Source organism: Micromonospora sp. A200 (assembly GCF_029893845.1).
Taxonomy (GTDB): Bacteria; Actinomycetota; Actinomycetes; order Mycobacteriales; family Micromonosporaceae; genus Micromonospora; species Micromonospora purpureochromogenes.
The window spans coordinates 117,852-137,500 of record NZ_JARXXY010000005.1; the positions used below are offsets into that span (position 1 = coordinate 117,852).

At 73.1% G+C, this 19,649-nt stretch carries 17 protein-coding genes; 5 read left to right on the forward strand and 12 right to left on the reverse strand.

The genetic code is table 11. The features are described from left to right. Positions 1 to 60 precede the first annotated feature (60 nt). Positions 61 to 900: a peptidylprolyl isomerase gene (locus M2302_RS07180; protein ID WP_280837139.1), complete on the forward strand. Its 840-nt coding sequence runs from the start codon at positions 61 to 63 to the stop codon at positions 898 to 900. Between the two features lie 58 nt (positions 901 to 958). On the opposite strand, the gene M2302_RS07185 is transcribed toward M2302_RS07180, so the two are convergent. The 9 genes from M2302_RS07185 to M2302_RS07225 form a co-directional block, all read right to left on the reverse strand. Further along, positions 959 to 3,400, reverse strand: a complete 2,442-nt coding sequence (locus M2302_RS07185) for a bifunctional (p)ppGpp synthetase/guanosine-3',5'-bis(diphosphate) 3'-pyrophosphohydrolase (protein ID WP_280837250.1) — start codon at positions 3,398 to 3,400, stop codon at positions 959 to 961. 193 nt (positions 3,401 to 3,593) lie between these two features. Then, positions 3,594 to 4,160, reverse strand: a complete 567-nt coding sequence (locus M2302_RS07190; RefSeq protein ID WP_280837140.1) for an adenine phosphoribosyltransferase — start codon at positions 4,158 to 4,160, stop codon at positions 3,594 to 3,596. 94 nt (positions 4,161 to 4,254) lie between these two features. Continuing rightward, positions 4,255 to 5,445, reverse strand: coding sequence for a protein translocase subunit SecF (gene secF / locus M2302_RS07195; RefSeq protein WP_280837141.1), 1,191 nt, complete (start codon positions 5,443 to 5,445; stop codon positions 4,255 to 4,257). Position 5,446: 1 nt separating this feature from the next. Then, positions 5,447 to 7,357: a protein translocase subunit SecD gene (secD, locus tag M2302_RS07200; RefSeq protein ID WP_280837142.1), complete on the reverse strand. Its 1,911-nt coding sequence runs from the start codon at positions 7,355 to 7,357 to the stop codon at positions 5,447 to 5,449. 227 nt (positions 7,358 to 7,584) lie between these two features. Then, the gene (gene yajC / locus M2302_RS07205; protein WP_280837143.1) at positions 7,585 to 7,935 is read right to left on the reverse strand and encodes a preprotein translocase subunit YajC; all 351 of its coding nucleotides are present in this window, start codon (positions 7,933 to 7,935) and stop codon (positions 7,585 to 7,587) included. A gap of 139 nt (positions 7,936 to 8,074) precedes the next feature. Beyond that, positions 8,075 to 9,139 carry a Holliday junction branch migration DNA helicase RuvB gene (gene ruvB / locus M2302_RS07210; protein ID WP_280837144.1) on the reverse strand — a complete coding sequence of 355 codons (1,065 nt, stop codon included), beginning with the start codon at positions 9,137 to 9,139 and terminating at the stop codon, positions 8,075 to 8,077. A gap of 40 nt (positions 9,140 to 9,179) precedes the next feature. Beyond that, a complete protein-coding gene (gene ruvA, locus M2302_RS07215) occupies positions 9,180 to 9,782 on the reverse strand; it encodes a Holliday junction branch migration protein RuvA (RefSeq protein ID WP_210777247.1) in 603 nt (200 codons plus the stop codon). Continuing rightward, the gene (gene ruvC, locus M2302_RS07220; RefSeq protein WP_280837145.1) at positions 9,779 to 10,306 is read right to left on the reverse strand and encodes a crossover junction endodeoxyribonuclease RuvC; all 528 of its coding nucleotides are present in this window, start codon (positions 10,304 to 10,306) and stop codon (positions 9,779 to 9,781) included. Before ruvC ends, ruvA begins: the two co-directional genes overlap by 4 nt. A gap of 121 nt (positions 10,307 to 10,427) precedes the next feature. Beyond that, a complete protein-coding gene (locus M2302_RS07225; RefSeq protein ID WP_280837146.1) occupies positions 10,428 to 10,799 on the reverse strand; it encodes a DUF1905 domain-containing protein in 372 nt (123 codons plus the stop codon). 158 nt (positions 10,800 to 10,957) lie between these two features. On the opposite strand from M2302_RS07225, the gene M2302_RS07230 reads away from it, so the two are divergent. From M2302_RS07230 to M2302_RS07240, 3 genes are read left to right on the forward strand one after another with little or no spacing between them, the layout of a single operon-like run. Continuing rightward, on the forward strand, positions 10,958 to 11,740 hold the full coding sequence (locus M2302_RS07230) for a 3-hydroxybutyrate dehydrogenase (RefSeq protein ID WP_280837147.1): 783 nt from the start codon (positions 10,958 to 10,960) through the stop codon (positions 11,738 to 11,740). Between the two features lie 14 nt (positions 11,741 to 11,754). Continuing rightward, complete coding sequence (locus tag M2302_RS07235; RefSeq protein WP_280837148.1) at positions 11,755 to 13,674, forward strand: helix-turn-helix domain-containing protein; 1,920 nt, start codon at positions 11,755 to 11,757, stop codon at positions 13,672 to 13,674. A 57-nt stretch (positions 13,675 to 13,731) separates the two neighbouring features. Continuing rightward, on the forward strand, positions 13,732 to 15,489 hold the full coding sequence (locus tag M2302_RS07240) for a hypothetical protein (RefSeq protein ID WP_280837149.1): 1,758 nt from the start codon (positions 13,732 to 13,734) through the stop codon (positions 15,487 to 15,489). 4 nt (positions 15,490 to 15,493) lie between these two features. On the opposite strand, the gene M2302_RS07245 is transcribed toward M2302_RS07240, so the two are convergent. Further along, positions 15,494 to 16,102 (reverse strand): TetR/AcrR family transcriptional regulator, encoded by a 609-nt coding sequence (locus tag M2302_RS07245; RefSeq protein ID WP_210777253.1) that lies wholly within the window; start codon positions 16,100 to 16,102, stop codon positions 15,494 to 15,496. Positions 16,103 to 16,113: 11 nt separating this feature from the next. Next, positions 16,114 to 17,682, reverse strand: a complete 1,569-nt coding sequence (locus M2302_RS07250) for an MFS transporter (RefSeq protein WP_280837150.1) — start codon at positions 17,680 to 17,682, stop codon at positions 16,114 to 16,116. 638 nt (positions 17,683 to 18,320) lie between these two features. On the opposite strand from M2302_RS07250, the gene M2302_RS07255 reads away from it, so the two are divergent. After that, on the forward strand, positions 18,321 to 18,914 hold the full coding sequence (locus M2302_RS07255; protein ID WP_280837151.1) for a hypothetical protein: 594 nt from the start codon (positions 18,321 to 18,323) through the stop codon (positions 18,912 to 18,914). 60 nt (positions 18,915 to 18,974) lie between these two features. Here M2302_RS07255 and M2302_RS07260 read toward each other — a convergent pair whose 3' ends face one another. Next, a complete protein-coding gene (locus tag M2302_RS07260) occupies positions 18,975 to 19,598 on the reverse strand; it encodes a hypothetical protein (protein WP_280837152.1) in 624 nt (207 codons plus the stop codon). Positions 19,599 to 19,649 lie beyond the last annotated feature (51 nt).

Consider the following 19,649-nt stretch of genomic DNA (forward strand, 5'->3'; position numbering starts at 1 on the left):
GCCGGACCACACCACCCGTACGCGGCGGCGACCGCGCCACATAGTCCAGGAGGAGTGACCGTGACGTCCACGAGAGAGCGGCAGCGCGCGGCGGCGCGGGCCCGGCTCGAGCGGGAGATGGCCGAGCGCGCGGCCAGGGCCCGCAAGCGCCGGCAGACGCAGGCGATCGTCGGGGCCGCTGCGGTCCTGCTGCTCGTGGTCGCCGGCAGCGTCTGGCTGGCGACGACCCTCGGCGGTGACGACGACCCGAAGCAGGACACCGCGGGCGCCCCGGGCTTCACGCAGTGCGCGTACACCGAGGCGCCGAAGGAGGGTCGGACCGCGCAGATCAAGGACGTCGGACTGCCGCCGGCCCAGCAGAAGAACACCGGCACCCAGACGATGACGATCGACACCAACCTGGGCCCGATCACCGCCAAGATCGACCGCGCGGCGGTGCCCTGCACCGCGGGCAGCTTCACCCACCTGGCCAGCAAGGGCTTCTTCGACAACAGCAAGTGCCACCGGCTGGTCACCGAGGGCATCAAGGTGCTCCAGTGCGGCGACCCGAGCGCGACCGGCAAGGGCTGGCGGGAGACCGACGGCACCGGCGGCCCGGCGTACAACCTGGCCGAGGAGAACCTGCCGACCGACAAGCGCCCCGCGTACCCGGACGGCGTCATCGCGATGGCCAACTCGGGCCAGCCGGGCAGCACCGGCAGCCAGTTCTTCATCGTCTACGGCGACTCGCAGCTCGACCCGAACTACACCGTGCTGGGCACCGTCACCGGCGGCATGGACCTGGTCAAGCAGGTCGCGGCGGCCGGCGACGACAAGGCCTTCGCCCAGCAGGCCGGCGGCGGCCACCCCAAGAAGGAGGTCGTCATCACCAAGCTGGCGATGAGCGACATCCAGGGCTGACCCACCCGTACGACGAAGCGCCCGCCGGCCGAGCCGGCGGGCGCTTGTCGTTGCTGCCTCAGGCCCCCGAGGTGACCCGGTACGCGTCGAAGACGCCGTCGACCTTGCGGACCGCGGCCAGCAGGTGGCCCAGGTGCTTCGGGTCGGCCATCTCGAAGCTGAACCGGCTCACCGCCACCCGGTCGCGGGTGGTGGTGACGGTGGCGGAGAGGATGTTGACCCGCTCGTCGGAGAGCACCCGGGTGACGTCGGCGAGCAGCTTGTGCCGGTCCAGCGCCTCGACCTGGATGGCGACCAGGAACGTGGAGGCGGAGGTGAGCTTCCAGCTGACCTCGACCACCCGCTCGCTCTGCGCCCGCAGGTCCTCGGCGTTGGCGCAGTCGTCGCGGTGCACGCTCACCCCGCCGGAGCGGGTGACGAAGCCGAAGACCGCGTCCGGCGGCACCGGGGTGCAGCAGCGGGCCAGCTTGATCCAGACGTCGCTGACGCCCCGGACCACGACGCCCGGGTCCGCGCTGCTCTGCCGGCTGCGCGGCGGCCGGGTGGCGACGGCGGTCTCGGCGATGTCCTCCGCCGCGCCCTCCTCGCCCCCGTAGGTGGCCATCAGCTTCTGCACTACCGACTGGGCGGAGACCTGGCTGTCGCCGACCGCCGCGTAGAGCGAGGCGACGTCGGCGAGGTGCAGGTCCCGGGCGATCGCCATCAGCGCGTCCGAGGTGAGCATCCGCTGCAACGGCATGCCCTGCTTGCGCATCGCCTTGACGATCGCGTCCTTGCCGGCCTCGATCGCCTCCTCGCGCCGCTCCTTGTTGAAGTACTGGCGGATCTTGGTGCGGGCCCGGGGGCTCTTGACGAAGCCCAGCCAGTCCTGCGTCGGGCCGGCCGTGTCGGACTTCGAGGTGAAGATCTCGATCACGTCGCCGTTGGACAGCGTCGACTCCAGCGGCACCAGCTTGCCGTTGACCCGCGCCCCGATGCACTTGTGCCCGACCTCGGTGTGCACCGCGTACGCGAAGTCCACCGGCGTCGAGCCGGTCGGCAGCGGGATGACGTCACCCTTCGGGGTGAAGACGTACACCTCCTGGCTGGACAGGTCGAAGCGCAGGGCGTCGAGGAACTCGCTCGGGTCCGCCGCCTCCCGCTGCCAGTCCAGCAGCTGGCGCAGCCAGGTCATCTCGTCGATGTGCGCCGGCGGGCCGACGATCTGGGTGCCCTTGTGCTCCTTGTACTTCCAGTGCGCGGCGATGCCGAACTCGGCGGTGCGGTGCATCGCGTAGGTGCGGATCTGCATCTCCACCGGCTTGCCGGTGGGCCCGATGACCGTCGTGTGCAACGACTGGTACATGTTGAACTTGGGCATGGCGATGTAGTCCTTGAACCGGCCCGGCACCGGCTGCCAGTTGGCGTGGATGACCCCCAGCGCCGCGTAGCAGTCCCGCACCGTGTCGACCAGGATCCGCACACCCACCAGGTCGTAGATGTCGTTGAAGTCGCGACCTCGCACGATCATCTTCTGGTAGATCGAGTAGAGGTGCTTCGGCCGGCCGGTGGTCTCCGCCTTGATCTTGGCGGCCTTCAGGTCGGTCTGCACCTTCTGGGTCACCTGGCGCAGCAGCGCCTCGCGCTGCGGCTGGTGCTCCCCGATCAGCCGGTTGATCTCCTCGAACCGCTTCGGGAACAGGGTGCCGAAGGCGAGGTCCTCCAGCTCCCACTTGATCGTGTTCATACCGAGGCGGTGCGCCAGCGGGGCGAGGATCTCCAGCGTCTCCTTGGCCTTCTGCTCCTGCTTGGGGCGGGGCAGGAAGGTCAGGGTACGCATGTTGTGCAGCCGGTCGGCCAGCTTGATCACCAGGACCCGCGGGTCCTTGGCCATCGCCACGACCATCTTGCGGATGGTCTCCGCCTTGGCCGCGTCGCCGAGCTTGACCTTGTCGAGCTTGGTCACCCCGTCGACCAGCAGGGTGACCTCCGGGCCGAAGTCCGCGCGCATCTGGTCGAGGGTGTACTCGGTGTCCTCGATCGTGTCGTGCAGCAGCGCGGCGACCAGGGTGGTGGTGTCCATGCCCAGGTTGCCCAGGATGGTGGCCACGGCCAGCGGGTGGGTGATGTACGGGTCGCCGGACTTGCGGTACTGACCGGAGTGCCAGCGGGCGGCGGTGTCGAAGGCGCGCTGCAGCAGCCGCGCGTCGGCCTTGGGATGGGCGTCCCGGTGGGTGGAGATCAGCGGCTCCAGCACCTCGCTGACCTGCGAGCTCTGCCAGGGCGCGTTGAACCGGGCCAGCCGGGCCCGCACCCGACGGCCGGTCGGCGCGTTGGAGAGGGCGAAACCTCCGCTCGGCGAGGGGTCGCCGACGGTCGGCAGCGGCGCCACGGGCGCGCCGGTGTCGACGGCCTCGGCAACGGCGCCGTCGGCGGCACCCGTCACACGGGCCGGCGGGTTGCTCTTCCGGTCGGTCACCGAGCCGTCAGCGTCGCCTGTCGGGTGCACCGTGCCCTCCACCGGAGGGACGACATCGTGGGACACCGGCCTCCTCACCGCTCGCCGGAAAACACCGGCCGTGGCTCCGGCCGGTCTGGTCCTTCGCCGCCGGACGGGGAACCGCCCGGTCAGCAAAGGGCAATGCTACCCGCACGGTGGGTGCGGTGCCGCTCCGCCGGACGGTCCGCACCGGGTCCGTTCGACGGCATGGGGGTCAAACGGTCAGCAGGGCATGGACCGGGCGTCCGGCGAGCTTCTTGCGGCCCTTCAGGAAGCCCAGCTCCAGCAGGACGGTGAAACCGGCCACCGTGCCGCCGGCCCGCTCGACCAGGTCGAGGGTGGCCTCGGCGGTGCCGCCGGTGGCCAGCACGTCGTCGACCACCAGCACCCGGTGCCCGGCGGTGAAGGCGTCCTGGTGCACCTCCAGGGTCGCCTCGCCGTACTCCAGCGCGTACGAGGCGGCGTACGCGGCGCGGGGCAGCTTGCCGGCCTTGCGCACCGGCACCACGCCCACCCCGGTGGCGTACGCGATGGCGGCGGCGATCACGAAGCCGCGGGCCTCGATGCCGACCACGATGTCGAACGAGTCACGCCCGTGGTACTCGACGATCCCGTCGATCACCTCGCGGAACACCGCACCGTCGGCGAAGAGCGGCATCAGGTCCTTGAACATGACGCCGGGCTTGGGAAAGTCCGGCACGTCCAGCACCCGGCTGGCCACCAGCCGGGCGACCTGCGGGCCGCTGTCCCCCCGTACCCCGGTGCTGTGGGTCTCCGTCACGGTGCTCCCTCCAACGACGACGGCGTCCTCCATGCCGCTCGCACAGCATGAAGGACGCCGTCGGGTCGATTCCTACCGGGTGTCCCCGCCCGGGTTAGCGCCGCTTGGCGCCACCCGGCCGGTTGCCGCCGCCCCCGCTGGGACGGCCGCCCCGGGCGCCGGTCGGGCGCTTGCCGGCGGGACGGGCGCCCACCTTCGGCGCCGTGCCGGCCAGGGCCGCCGCGTCGGAGTCGATCGACTCGTCGGCGCCCTCGGCCGCGCGGGGCGCGCCCTTCGGGGCCAGCTCGCCCCGGGCGATCGCACCCCGCCGGGCCAGCACCCGCTTGTTGTGCGCCTGGATCCGCGGGTCGTAGTTCTTCAGCAGCACCAGCAGCGGGGTGGCCAGCAGGATCGAGGTCAGGAACGCCACCGCCATACCGACGAAGAGCACCAGGCCGAGGTCCTTGAGGGTGCCCGCGCCGAGCAGACCGGCACCGATGAAGAGCAGGCCACCGACGGGGAGCAGGGCGACCACCGAGGTGTTCAGCGACCGCATCAGGCTCTGGTTGAGCGCCAGGTTGGCCGCCTCGCCGTACGTCTGGTTGTTGTTCGCGGTGATGCCGCGGGTGTTCTCCTGCACCTTGTCGAAGACCACCACCACGTCGTAGAGCGCGAAGCCCAGGATCGTGAGGAAGCCGATGATGGTCGACGGGGTGACCTCGAAGCCGACCATCGAGTAGATGCCGGCGGTGAGGATCAGGTTCATGACCAGCGAGGCGATCGCGGAGGCGGCCATCCGCCACTCGAAGCGCAGGATCAGGTAGACCGCCACCACCGCGAGGAAAACGACCAGGCCGAGCAGGGCACGTTCGCTCACCTGTTCACCGAACGACGCGCTCACCTGGTTGGCGCTGATCTGGTCGACCTTGATGCCGAACCTCTCGGCGATCTCGGTCTTGACCGCGCTGGCCTGCTCGGCCGTCAGCTCAGAGGTCTTCAACTCGTACGAGTCGCCACTGGTGCTTCCGACCTTCTGGGTGGTGGCCACCTCGGCACCGCCACCCTCGGTCCGCAGCACCTCGTTCACCTGCTGCTCGGCCTCTTCCAGAGTGCCGACGCTGGCCGGGACCTGCAGGGAGGTGCCGCCGGCGAACTCGATGCCGAGGCTGAACCCGCGCACCGCGAAGCTGAGCACCGCGATCAGCACCAGCACACCGGCCACGGCGAACCAGAGCTTGCGCCGGCCGACGATGTCCAGCCCGGCCTCACCGCGGTAGAGCCGGCTCGCGAGACCACTCTTAGCCATCTCAGGCCTCCTTGACGCGCGAGGTGCGGGGCGAGTCCTGCTCGGCCGACCGGGCCGGCAGGGCCCGGCCGAGACCGCTGACCCGCGGGGACAGGAACGCCCGGGTACGGGCGAACATAGTCATGATCGGGTGCCGGAAGAGGAAGACCACGACCAGGTCCAGCACCGTCGCCAGGCCGAGGGCGAAGGCGAAGCCCTTCACCGTGCCGACCGAGACGACGTAGAGCACCACGGCGGACATCAGGGTGATCGCGTTCGCCGAGATGATCGTCCGGCGGGCCCGGATCCAGGCGCGCGGCACCGCGCTGCGCGGGCTGCGCCCCTCCCGGATCTCGTCCTTGAGCCGCTCGAAGTAGATGACGAAGGAGTCCGCCGCCACACCGAGGGAGACGATCATGCCGGCGATGCCGGCGAGGGTGAGGGTGAAGCCGATCTGCCGGCCGAGCACCACCAGCGCGCCGAAGACCAGCAGCGCCGACAGCACCAGGCTCAGGAAGATCACCGAACCGAGGAGCCGGTAGTAGAAGAACGAGTAGACGATGACCAGCAGCATGCCGATGCCGGCGGCGAGCAGGCCCGCGCGCAGGTGGCTTTCGCCCAGGGTGGCGGTGACGTTCTGCTGCTCCTGCTGCTCGAAGGTCACCGGCAGCGCGCCGTACCGCAGCTGGCTGGCCAGCTTGTTGGCGTCGGTGCTGGTGAAGTTGCCGGTGATCTGCGAGTCACCGGTGAGCACGCCCTGGATCTCGGGCGACGAGACGATCTCGTTGTCCAGCACGACCGCCACCCGGCACTTGCCGTCCTGGCCGAGCGCGGTCTGGTCGCAGGCGCCACCGGTGTTGTTGAACGCCTCGCGGGTCAGCTCGGTCCACTTGTCCTGGCCGTCGCCGGTGAAGTTCAGGCTGACCACCCAGGCGCTGGTCTCATCGAGCACGGCGTTGGCGTCGTCGACGTCGGTGCCGACCACCTTCGCCACGTCGAGCAGGTACTTGGCCGCGCCGTCCTCACAGGCGACCGCCTGCTGCTTCTCGTCCTTGATCGACGCGGCCGGCCGCTTGTCCAGCTGGGCGCAGGTGATGGTCGGGACGTTGAACTGCATCTGCGGCGTCAGCACCGCGATCTCCCGCGGGGAGAGCGCGCCGAACGGCTTGAGCTTCTCCGCCAGGGACGGGTCGGCGGTGAGGTCGGCCGGGGCCTGCAGGGCGCTCGCGGCGGCCCAGGCCGCCGGTCCCACCTTCTTCTCGACGGCGTTGCGCTGCTCCTGGATGCTCTGCGGCACCGGGGCGGCGCTGGCGCTCGGCGAGGCGGCCGGGGCGCTCGGCGAGGCCGGGGCCGAGGGGGTGGCGCTGGCGCTCGGCGCGGGGGCGCCGCCGCCCTGGCCACCGGCGCTCGGCGAGGAGGTGACCTTCGGCGACGCACTGCCCGACGGCGTCGGCGCGGCGCTGCCCGAGGGCGTCGGCGCGGCGCTGCCGGAGGGGGTCGGGGTCGCCGCCGGGGCGGCGACCGCGCCGCTGCCGTCGGCGGCCTTGAGCACCTTCCGGAAGCGCAGCTCCGCCGCGCTGCCGACGTCGGTCAGGTCGCGGTTCTGGCCGGGCAGGGAGATGACGATGTTCCGGTCGCCCTCGGTGACCACCTCGGCCTCGGCCACGCCGTAGGCGTTGACCCGGCTCTCGATGATCTGCCGCGCCTCTTCGAGGTTCTCCGAGGTCGGGGGCTTGCCGTCGATGCTGTTGGTGGCCTCGAGCGTCAGCCGGGTGCCGCCGATCAGGTCCAGGCCGAGCCGGGGCTCCAGCCGGTCCTTCCAGCCGCCGCTGGCGCCGCCCGAGAAGAACACCAAAAGATAGAGGACGACGAAGATGAACCCGAGTACGGCGAGCTGCCGCCCGGGGCGCATCTGTCCCTGAGGTGGTGCCACGGCTGTCCTGTCTCCCTGTAACGGTCGCGCCGCCGGTGGGGGCGGCGAGGTCGGGCCGGGGGTCCGGGCCGACGTGCTCTGCGGGGTCGGCGCCCGGCGGTCGGCACGGCTCACCGCCACCGACGCGGGGGCGTCGGTCGGGGGCGCGTGCCGGCGTCGGGCGTCGACCCACCTGTTCAGTTGTCGCGGTCCGCCCGCCGCTCCGTCAGGAGGGCGGGCGGGACGTTTCACTCCTTGACGGCGTCCGCCGCTTCCTCGGTGACCGGCTCGGTCGACTCGACGCGCTCGGCCTGGTTGACCACCCGGGCGATGGCCGGCCGGGCGTAGCGGGTCTGGACGCCGGGGGCGACCTCGAGCAGCACGGTGTCGTCGCTGACCCCGGTGACCGTGCCGTAGAGCCCGCCGATGGTGACGACCTCGTCACCCGGGGCCAGCGCGGACTGCATGGCCTCGGCTTCGCGCCGCCGCTTCTGCTGCGGGCGGATCATCATGAAGTACATGACGCCGAAGAGCAGGGCGATCATGAGGATCGGCGTGAGACCGCCGACTCCCCCGCCGCCCGCTGCTGCGTAAACCACGGTGTGTGACCTTCCCATTGGCCTCCCGACCGGCACGAGGGGTGCCGGAGCGGAGGCGGATTCTCACGTCCTGTACAGACCGCGGCGAGTCTAATCCCTGCACCTGAGAACGCCGAATGCGGTACAGATCACGTTCACATCACGGCTGATCCGGTGCGCCGGAGAACAGATCGGGCACGGAAGGGGCCTCGGCACCAAATGTACCATTTGGCGGCGTACGGCCCAGATGGTGCCAGGCGGCCTCGGTGGCCACCCGTCCGCGAGGCGTCCGGGCGAGCAGACCGGCCCGGACCAGGAACGGCTCGCAGACCTCCTCGACGGTGTCCGGCTGCTCCCCCACCGCCACCGCGAGGGTGGAGAGCCCGACCGGGCCGCCCCGGAACGAGTCCACCAGCGCGGTCAGCACCGCCCGGTCCAGCCGGTCCAGGCCGAGGGCGTCCACGTCGTACACGGTCAGGGCGGCTTGGGCGGTCTCCAGGTTGACCACGCCCTCGGCCCGGACCTCGGCGAAGTCCCGCACCCGGCGCAGCAGCCGGTTGGCGATCCGCGGGGTGCCCCGGGAGCGACCGGCGATCTCGGTCGCCCCGTCGTCGGTGATCGGCACGCCGAGGATCCGCGCCGAACGGTGCAGCAGCGCCTCCAGGTCGGCCGGGGCGTAGAAGTCCAGGTGCGCGACGAAGCCGAACCGGTCCCGCATCGGCCCGGTCAGCAGACCCGAGCGGGTGGTCGCGCCGACCAGGGTGAACGGCTCGACGTCCAGCGGGATCGCGGTGGCGCCCGGCCCCTTGCCCACCACCACGTCGACCCGGAAGTCCTCCATCGCGCTGTAGAGCAGCTCCTCCGCCGGCTTGGCGATCCGGTGGATCTCGTCGATGAAGAGCACGTCGCCCTCGGCGAGGCTGGTCAGGATGGCCGCCAGGTCGCCGGACCGCTCGATGGCCGGGCCGCTGGTCACCCGGATGCCGGCGCCCAGCTCGGCGGCGACGATATTGGCGAGCGTCGTTTTCCCGAGGCCAGGCGGCCCTGAGAGGAGAATGTGGTCCGGCGGGGAGCCGCGCCGCATCGCCCCCTGCAGGAGCAGGTCGAGCTGGTCGCGGACCCGGTGCTGGGCGATGAACTCCGCGAGCCGCTTCGGCCGGACGCTGGCCTCCGCGTCCAGCTCGGCGTCGTTGACGTACGCCGACACCAGGCCGTCGCCGGTCACCGGGTCACCTCCGCCCGCCGGGCCGGTGCGGTGGGCGCGCTCATCGGGTGCGGCCCAGCAGTCGGATCGCCTGCTTCAGCAGGACCGGCACCGGCGGGGTGTCCCCGTCGACGCTCTCCGCCACCGCCGCCACCGCCTGGTCGGCCTGCCCCGCCGTCCAGCCCAGCCCGACCAGCGCTTGGCGGACCTGCTCGGGCCAGGCCCCGCCGGTGACCCCGGCCGCGCCGTCGGCGCCGACCGGCACCGGGCCGATCCGGTCGCGCAGCTCCAGGACCAGGCGTTCGGCGCCCTTCTTGCCGATGCCCGGCACCCGGGTCAGCGCGGCGGTGTCGGCGTTGGCGATGGCCTTGCGGACCGCGTCCGGGGTGTGCACGGCGAGCACCGCCTGGGCCAGCCGGGGACCCACCCCGCTGGCCGTCTGGAGCAGCTCGAACAGCTGCTTGGCGTCGTCGTCGGGGAAGCCGTAGAGGGTGAGCGAGTCCTCCCGGACGACCAGGCTGGTGGCGAGTCGGGCCGGCTGGCCGACCCGCAGGTCGGCGAGGGTGCCCGGGGCACACTGCACCGCCAGGCCGATCCCGCCCACCTCCACCACCGCGTGGTCCGGACCGGTCGCGGTCACCGTGCCGCGCACGCTGGCGATCATCGAGCTCCTCCTCGTCGTGCCCGGTCGGCGGCGGCGGCCAGCTTCGACCGGGTGCCGCCGCGCCACACGTGACAGATGGCCAGGGCCAGGGCGTCGGCCGCGTCGGCCGGCTTCGGCGGCTCGGGCAGCCGCAGCAGCCGGGTCACCATCGTGGTCATCTGCCGCTTGTCGGCCTGACCGGAACCGGTCACGGCCGCCTTCACCTCGCTCGGGGTGTACGTCTGCACCGGCAGTCCGGCGCGCGCCCCGGCGAGCACGGCGATCCCGCTGGCCTGGGCGGTGCCCATCACGGTGCGGACGTTGTGCTGGCTGAAGACCCGTTCGACGGCGACGGCGTCCGGCCGGTGCTCGGTGACCAGGTCGGTCAGCGACCGGTCCAGGTGCAGCAGGCGCAGCGCCAGCTCGTCGGCCGGGTCGGTGTAGACGACGTAGTAGGCGATCAGGGTGCAGGGCCGTCCCGGCACGCCCTCGACCACGCCGACTCCGCACCGGGTCAGCCCCGGGTCGACGCCGAGCACGCGCACGCCGCCTCCTCCCCCAGCCGCCAGCAGTACGTGTGTTCGACACCCTACTGGTCGGTCCGGCCCGGCATCCCGGGGGACACGCCGGCCGTACCGGCGCGTCGCGGTGGCCCGGACCACGCCACTACATCCGGGCGTGGTCGACCTCGACGGCGACGGTGACGACGTCCCCGTCGTCCTTGCCGGCGCGGATCCGCGCCGGCACCGCCAGCAGCCAGCCCGCCGCCCGGTCCCGCCAGACGCTGGTCGACCAGGTGCGGCCGTCCACGGTGGCGGTCACCGGCACCCGGCCGAACGGGCCGGCGGCGCCCGGCGCGTGGGCGTCGGGCACCGGGGCGAAGACCCACCCGCCCGCGCCCGGCCAGCGGATCAGCGTCGCCCGGAAGGCCGGCCGGCCCGGCGGGCCTTCGTCGGGGCCGCCCGGCGGCACGTGCCCCGCCATCTCCACCTCCCGTCCGCCGAGCCGGCCGAGGGGTGGCCAGCGCGGTGCTCTCACCCGGGCGAGGGTGCCACCCACCGCCGACAGTTCCGGCCCGCGACGGGGCCGGGTCGCCCGTTCCCGGGCCGGCGCCCGCGCGCCCACACAGACCGACGGTCGAGTATGTGTCGCCGCCCCATGTGCCGCCGGCCACACAGCTCGTAACTTCTTGCGCCATGACGGCAGAACCCGTGGCGGTCCCCCACGTCGTACACGTCGACCTCTCCGGTCGTAGCGCCCTGGTGACCGGTGGTGGCAGTGGCATCGGGCGGGCCTGCGCTCTGCGCCTGGCGGAGGCCGGCGCGAAGGTGCTGGTGGTGGACCGCAACCTCGAGGCGGCCAAGGTGGTGGCCGCCGAGGCGGGCGGCCGCGCCGAGGGGGTGGACCTGTCCGACCCGGCGGCGGTGGACCAGCTCGACGCCGACGTGGACATCGTGGTCAACAACGCCGGGCTCCAGCACGTCGCGCCAATCCAGGAGTTCCCCACGGAGCGCTTCGAGTACATCCACCGAGTGATGGTGGAGGCGCCGTTCCAGATCATCCGGCGCGCGCTGCCGCACATGTACGCCCGGGGCTGGGGCCGGATCGTCAACATCTCCTCGGTGCACGGGCTGCGCGCCTCGCCGTACAAGGTGGCGTACGTGTCGGCCAAGCACGCCCTGGAGGGGCTCTCCAAGGTCGTGGCCCTGGAGGGCGCGGCGCACGGCGTGACCGCCAACTGCATCAACCCGGCGTACGTCCGCACCCCGCTGGTAGAGAGCCAGATCGCCGACCAGGCGGCCAGCCACGGCATCGGCGAGGACGAGGTGATCGAGAAGATCATGCTGGCCCGGGCGGCGATCAAGCGGCTGATCGAGCCGGAGGAGGTCGCAGAACTGCTGGCGTACCTCTGCTCGCCGCCGGCGGCCTTCATCACCGGCGCCTCGATCGCCCTCGACGGGGGCTGGACGGCGAACTAGTGGCACCGCGCACAATGAGCGTCATGTCGTCGCCGGTGGAGTTCCTGGAGCTGCTGGCCCGGGAGGCGGCGGCCGTCGAGTTCGAGGGCCCGCTGGTCGCCGCCCGGGCAGCCGGGCTGCCCGCCGACCGGCTGGCCGAACTCGAACAGGCCAAGACGGTGGCGCTGCGCGTCCGCGCGCTGCTGGAACGCCGCCGCCGCCGGGAGACCGAACTCTCCGGCCTGTACGACACCGTCAGCGACCTGGCCGGCCTGCGCGACCTGGACGACGTGCTGCGGGCCATCGTGCACCGGGCCCGGCACCTGCTCGGCGCCGACGTCGCCTACATGACCCTCGACGACGAGGAGCGCGGCGACACCTACATGCGGGTCACCGACGGCTCGGTCTCGGCCCGGTTCCAGCGGCTGCGGCTCCCGATGGGCGCCGGTCTCGGCGGCCTGGTGGCCCAGTCCGGCGCCCCCTATGTCACCGCCAACTATCCGGAGGACGACCGCTTCCACCACACCGGCGAGATCGACGCCGGGGTGGGCGAGGAGGGCCTGGTCGCCATCCTCGGGGTGCCGCTGCGGCTCGGCTCGACCTCGATCGGCGTGCTCTACGCCGCGAACCGCTCGGCCCGCCCGTTCGTCCGCGAGGAGGTGGCCCTGCTGGTGTCGCTGGCCGCGCACGCCGCGGTGGCGATCGACACCGCGCGGTTGCTCGCCGAGACCCGCTCGGCGCTGGAGGAGTTGTCCGCGGCCAACATCACCATCCGGGCGCACAGCAGTTCGGTGGAGCGGGCCGCCGCCGCCCACGACCGGATGACCGCGCTGGTGCTCCGCGGCGGCGGGGTGGAGGACGTCGCGGCGGCGGTCACCGAGGTGCTGGGCGGCGCGCTGCTGGCGCTGGACGCCGAGGGTCGGCTGCTGGCCCGGGTCGGCGAGATCGAGGAGCCGGACCGGGCGGACATGGTCGAGGCGGTGGCCGCGTCGCGTACCGAGGGGCGCAGCGTGCGTCGGGGCCCGCTCTGGTACGCCGCCGTGGTCGCCGGCGCGGAGAACCTGGGCGCGCTGGTGCTGCGCCCGGACGACGACCTGGTCGACGCCGACCAGCGCATCCTGGAGCGGGCCGCGCTGGTGACCGCGCTGCTGCTGCTGTTCCGGCGTACGGTCGCCGAGGCCGAGGGGCGGGTGCGCGGCGAGCTGCTCGACGACCTGATCGCCCGGCCGCTGCGGGACACCGACGCGCTGCGCAGCCGGGCCCGTCGGCTCGGGATCGACCTGGACGCCCCGCACGTGCTGGTGGCGGTCGGCGACGACGCGATCGCCGCAACCGGCTCGGCCCGGCTGCGGGTGCTCTCCTGGGCCACCACGTACGCCTCGACCCGGGGTGGCCTGGCCGCGGCCCGCGACGGGCGGGTGGTGCTGATGCTGCCCGGCCGGGACGCCGGTGGCAGCGCCCGGTCGGTGGCCCGGGACCTGTCCCGGGTGACCGGGCGCCCGGTGACCGCCGGGGCGAGCGGCCCGGCGTGCGGGCCGACGGCGCTGGCCGCCACGTTCACCGAGGCGGACCGCTGCCTCACCGCGCTGGGCGCGCTGGGCCGGGCCGGCGAGGGGGCGAGCACCGCCGAACTGGGCTTCGTCGGGCTGCTCCTCGGCACGGTCGGCGACCAGGGCGAGCGGGACGTCGCCCGGTTCCTGACCGCCACGGTGGGGCCGGTGCTGGACTACGACGCGCGGCGCGGCACCGCGCTGGTGCGGACGCTGGAGGCGTACTTCGGGGTGGGCGGCAGCCTGGCCCGCGCGGCCGAGCAGCTGCACGTGCACGTCAACACGGTGACGCAGCGCCTGGAGCGGGTCGGGCAGCTGCTGGGTGCGGACTGGCAGAAGCCGGAGCGGGCGCTGGAGGTGCAGTTGGCGCTGCGCCTGCACCGGCTGCGCACGCCCGCGAGCTGATCCGGGGCAGGGCCCGACGGGGCGGCGCGGCGGATGATCATGGGGCATGATCGCGCCGTGACCGACCCCGACCAGGAGCCGTTCCGGCGGCTCGCCACGGCCGCCGACCGGGTGTGCCGGCTGGCCGACCACCCGGACGTGCAGGACGAGTACAACCGCAGCGACGAGTATGCGGCGTTCCGGGCGGCCCTGGCGGAGCTCGCCGCGGTGCTGCGCGCAGTGGACCCGGTTTCCCTGCCGTCCTCGCGGCGGGCCCCGACGGTCGCCGACGTGGCGGCCACGGTGCTCGACCTGCCCGGCCTACCGGGACTGGAGGAAATGGCCGACCGGCTCACCGAGGCGCAGGTCGAGCGCGCCCTCATCGCCGCCCTGGCCCTGCCCGACCGGGACCGGCAGGCGGACCTGCTGGTCGCCGCCGCCGCCCGCCTCGACGCCGGGCAGGCGGAGCGGGCGCTGGCGGCGGTGCCCCACCTGGACCGGGCGTCGCAGCAGGCCCGGACGGTGACCGCGCTGCTGCCCCGGCTGCCGGACGAGCGGCGGCCCCGGGCGGCCGCGTTCGCGTTGGCCGCCGCGCGCCGGGCACACCCGTCGCTGATCCTGCCCACCGTCGGCGACCTGGCGCCCTGGCTGGACGCCACCGGGCGGGCCGAGCTCTACGGGATCGCCGCCGCCGAGCAAGATCCGGGGTGGCACCTGCACCTGCTGGCCGCGCACCAGCTGCCCGAGCGGCGGGCCGCGGTGCTGGCCACCGCGCTCGCGCATGAGCACGAGCCCAGCCGGGCCCGGTCGCTGGCCGGGCTGGCGCCCCACCTGGACGACGAGCAGCTCGCCACGGCCGTGGCGGCCGCGCGGGGCATCGGTGACCCGACGTGGCGGGCCACGGCGCTGACCGGGCTGGCCACGGCCCTGGCGGGTGAGTCGCGCCGCGCCGCGGTCGACGCCGCGCTCGACGCCGGCGCCCAGGGCGGCCGGCTCGACTGGCCGGAGCTGCTCCCGCTGCTCACGCCGCACCAGATGGACGCGGCGCTGGCGGCGGTGGCGGCGTCGCCCTACCCGGACGGGGCCGCCGCCGCTCTCGGCGGGCTGCTCCCGCTGCTGTCGCCGGCCCGGTTGCCCGCCGCCGTCGCGGCGGCCCACGCGATCCGGGACGACCCGACCCGTGCCGTCGCGCTGGCCGAACTGGTGCCGGCGCTGCCGGCGGAACTGCGGGCGACGGCGGTGGCCACAGCGACCGACGCGCTGGTGGCCAGCCCGGTGTACGGCTGGTTCAACCCGCTCGGAGCGCTGGGCCCGCACGCCACCCCGGCGCAGCTGGCCCGGCTGTGGGCGGCGGCGCTGGCCGGGGAGGACGGCTACCCGCAGGGCGCCCTCGCCGCCCTCGCCCCGTACGTCGACGCGGAGCGGCGCGAGCAGGCGCTACGCCTCGCGCTGGGCTATGAGCCCGCGCACCGGGCCGAGGCGCTTAGTGGGCTGGTCCCGCAGCTGGACGAGGCGCAGCGGTCGCGGGCGTACCGGGCGGTGTCGGAGATCGACGACCCGTCCACCCGGGCGGTCGGGCTGGCCGGGCTGGTCGCGTACCTCTCCCCCGCCGACGCCGCCGAGGCGACCGAGGCGGCGCTCACCACGGCCGCCGGCCTGCGCGACCCCGTGGCCCGGACCCGGCTGCTGACCGACCTGGCCCGGCGGCTCGGCAGCCCGGCCCGGGACACGGCGCTGGCCTGGGCGTTCGCCGCCGCCCGAACGATCGGGGCGGAGCAGCGGGGGCCGCGCTTCCCGGCCCTCACCGACCTGGTCCCGCTGCTCGCCGACGGCTGAGCGGTCAGCGGGCCCGGATGCCCTCCAGCACCGCGTCGACGACCTTCTCGGGCAGGATCAGGTCGTCCAGCTCGGGATGCCAGCGCAGCATCCGCTGGATCAGCATCGGCCCGGTGAGCAGCGCCATCGTCACCTCGACGTCGAGGTCGGCGCGGAGCTCGCCGGTGCGGATCCCGCGCCGCAGCACCTCGCGCATCAACTGCCGGCGCGGCTCGATGATGTTCTGGTAGAGCTGGAAGTGGTCCGGGCTGCGGTTCACCTCGGGCACCAGACAGGGCATGATCTTCGCGGCGCGCGGGTCGATGTTGTGCCCGACGGCGCCGACAATCAGCACCAGGTCGTCGCGGACGGAGTGCCCGGCCGGCTGCGGCAGGACCCCCTTGAGCCGGCGCAGCGCGTCGAGCAGCAGCGCATCCTTGCCCGGCCAGCGCCGGTAGATGGTGGCCTTGCCGACCCCGGCGCGGCTGGCGATCGCCTCGATCGACAGCGCCTCGATGGTGCTGCCCTCGGCGAGCAGATCGAGGGTGGCCTCGATGATGGCCTCGTCCGCGCGGACGCTCCGCGGTCGCCCGGGCGACCGCGGAGCATCTGCGGTGGAAGTCATGTCGGACATTATCCCCGAACCTATGCCGTTCCGGCCAACTCCGGTTCGCCCACCACCGGCGCGGCGGCGGGCGCTTCCGCGGCCCGGCCCGGCATCCAGCGCAGCACGATGAGGATGCCGAGGGCGGCCACCACCGCGGACAGCGCCGCGGCCCAGTGCATGGCCGAGACGAACGAGTCGTTGGCCGCCGCGATCAGCTTCGGCGCCGCCGGCCCGAGTTGTCCCGCCGCCGCGTACGCGCCGGAGATGGACTCGTTGGCCGCCTCGCGGGCCGGGGCGGGAAGCCCGTCGACCGCCGAGGCGATGTCCTCCCGGTAGACCGCGGAAAGCACCGAGCCGAGCACGGCCACGCCCAGCGCGCCGGCGACCTGCCGCACCGTGTTGCTGACCGCCGAGCCCACGCCCGCCTTCTCCCGGGGCAGCGCCGACATGATCGACTCGGTGGCCGGCGGCATGATGTTGGCCATCCCGGCGCCCTGGAGGAAGAAGAACACCAGCACCACCCAGATCGGTGTGCTCGCGTCGACGAAGGCGAACGCGCCGAGCGCCAGCACGGTCAGCACCAGCCCGACCACCGCGACCGCCTTGCCGCCGTACTGGCGGACCATGGCGGCACTGCGCGGCGCGAAGATCAGCTGGGCGACGGCGAAGGGCAGGAAGAGCAGACCGGTCTGCAGCGGGCTGTAGCCACGGACCAGCTGGAGGTAGAACGAGCTGAAGAACATGACGCCCATCGCGGCGAAGAAGATCAGGCCGACGATGGCCACCGGCGCGGCGAAGCGCGGCACCCGGAACAGCCGGACGTCCAGCGACGGGTGCTCACTGCGCCGCTCGTGGGCGACGAACCAGGCCAGCACCGCCAGGCCGCCGACGATGGACGCCCAGACCACCGGCCGGTCGAAGCCGTGCTCGCCGCCGTCGATGATGCCGTAGGTCAGCGCGACCAGACCCACCACCGACAGCAGCACGCCGAGCAGGTCCACCCGGCCCGGCCGGGGGTCGCGGGACTCCGGCACCAGCAGCGCCACCAGGACCACGCCGGCCGCCACCACCGGCACGTTGATCAGGAAGACCGAGCCCCACCAGTAGTGCTCCAGCAGGGCGCCGCCCAGGATCGGGCCGATCGCCACGGCGAGGCCGACGGCGCCGGCCCAGACGCCGATCGCCCGGCCCCGCTCGCGCGGGTCGAAGACGTTGGAGATGATCGACAGGGTCACCGGCATGATCGCCGCGCCGCCGACGCCCATCAGGGCGCGGGCCGCGATCAGCTGGCCGGGATCCTGCGCGTACGCCGACAGCAGCGAGGCCAGACCGAACAGCACCAGCCCGATCAGCAGGAAGCGGCGGCGACCGAAGCGGTCACCGAGCACGCCGAAGGTGAACAGCAGCCCGGCGAAGACCAGCGTGTAGGAGTTGATCGACCACTCCAGCTCGCCCTGGCTGGCGCCGAGGCCGTGCACCGGGTCGGCGAGGGTGCGCAGTGCGACGTTGAGGATGGTGTTGTCGAGGACGACGACGAGCAGGCTGATCACCAGCACCGCGAGGATCCCCCACCGCCTCGGATGTCCGGTGTTCTCGTGCGGTTCCATGTGTCCGGTTCTCCCCCCGGCGTGCCCGTACCGTGAATTACGATACGAGTCAGACTCGTAACGAGCCTGAGCGTACGGGCCCGAGTTTCGATACGGAACCGGACCGTTTCGTATGTGTCCGGCGTCACTCTCCGTGCGTCATGTCGAAGCCGGCCGGGGCCTCGCGCCTTCGGGCACGGTTTGCGCGTGTCGGGCTGTCCCGCGCCCCCGTCACCGCGACACGCCGCGAACCGCGCGGCGAGAAATGGTTGCAGGCGCGCAGCGCGGAATGTCCGATTCGGGGGCCTACTCGGCGCGCCCGGGATGTCCGTTCTGAGGCGGCGAGTGACGGGCCGTCCGGTGACCGGGGGCACCCCGGCGGCGGAATGGTGGCCGGGCCGGTGTCGTTACATCACCTGGACGATCGCAGCAGCAAGCCCGCTGGCCTGGCCCGATACATGGGGCCGCCCGGGATGCCGGGCCCCCGGAATGATGGTGGGCCGGCGGTCGTTACACATGGACCCGGCGCCGTGAGCCCCCCGCTTGCGAAGCCTGCCGGGCGAAGACTTTCCCCTTTGATCTTTGAGCGCCGTCGTGGTGCTTGCGCGTGTCCGACCCCCCTTTGGGCACGTCGCCAACCCCCGAATGGAGCCACTCTGATGAACACCACCATTCTGCGCAAGAGCGTTCTGGGTATTGCTGGTCTGGCTTTCGCCGGTGGCGTCTTCGCCGGCCCCGTCACCGAAGCCCACGCCAACCCGGTCGACGCCAAGGCGGTCGCCGTGGTGCAGGCCGACAAGCCCGGTGTGGACAAGAGCAAGCTGATCCCGCACGGTGTGCAGGGCAAGCAGTCGCACATCGACCTGGGCGACGAGCAGACCGCCAACGTGAAGGCGATCATCGCGGCGACGAAGAAGTCGGGCATGGACGAGCGGGCCGCCGTGGTGGCGATCGCGACCGCGCTGCAGGAGTCGAAGCTGGAGAACCTGGGTCACCTGGGTGACCGGAACGACCACGACTCGCAGGGCCTGTTCCAGCAGCGCCCGTCCAGCGGTTGGGGCACCGTTGAGCAGATCACCGACCCGGAGTACTCGACGATGGCGTTCCTGAAGGGTCTGAAGCAGGTCGACGGTTGGCAGGACATGCCGCTGACCGAGGCCGCGCAGACGGTGCAGGTCTCGGCCTACCCGGACCACTACGCCCAGTGGGAGAAGCAGGCCGCCGACCTCGTCGCCAAGCACTGGAACAACTGACACGTGAACGATCAACGCTGGCCGGCACCCCCGAACCCGGGGTGCCGGCCAGCGGCATGTCTAGGGCGATCCACCCCGCAGGCGGCGACGGCGGCGGCGAAGGTGGTGAGGCGTGCCGACGGCGGCGGGAACGGCTCGATCCAGCCGGGCCCCGCGCCGAAGAGGCGTACCCGGGGAAAGTCGCGCCCGAAGCGGACCAGGCGGTACGCGCGGCCGGTGAGCGGGGTCTGCGACCAGACCAGGACTGTGCGGGCGGACCCGCACCACGGCGGCGGCCAGTGCGGCCCACGGCAGCGCGGGCCCGAGCAGCAGGCAGCCCCGGCCCTGCTCGCGCAGCGCGGCAGCGAGCGCGTGCAGCCCGAGGCAGTGCGCCTCCTGTTCGGCCCCGGCGAGCAGCACCCCGTCCGGCGGCAGGGGCCGACCCCGGTCCCGGCGGTAGCCGTCCAGGCCGATCCGGACGCCCTCGGAGAGCGCGTGTTCGACCGCGATCTCGGTGGCGCTGTGCCCCCGCGGTCCGCCGAGCAGCGGTCGGCGGACCCGCTCCCACACCGGCGCCACGCCGGCCTCGGCGGCGAGGTCCCGCACCAGCGCGGCGATCCGGTTGGCGTCGAGGTCCTCGGCGGCCACCGCGAGCCGCTTGCGGGCGGCCTCGACGGCGTCGGCCGGCATCGGTTCGGTCAGCACCAGACGTACCCCCGGGTGTGCGATCACTACCAGGGGGTTCGCTGGGACGGC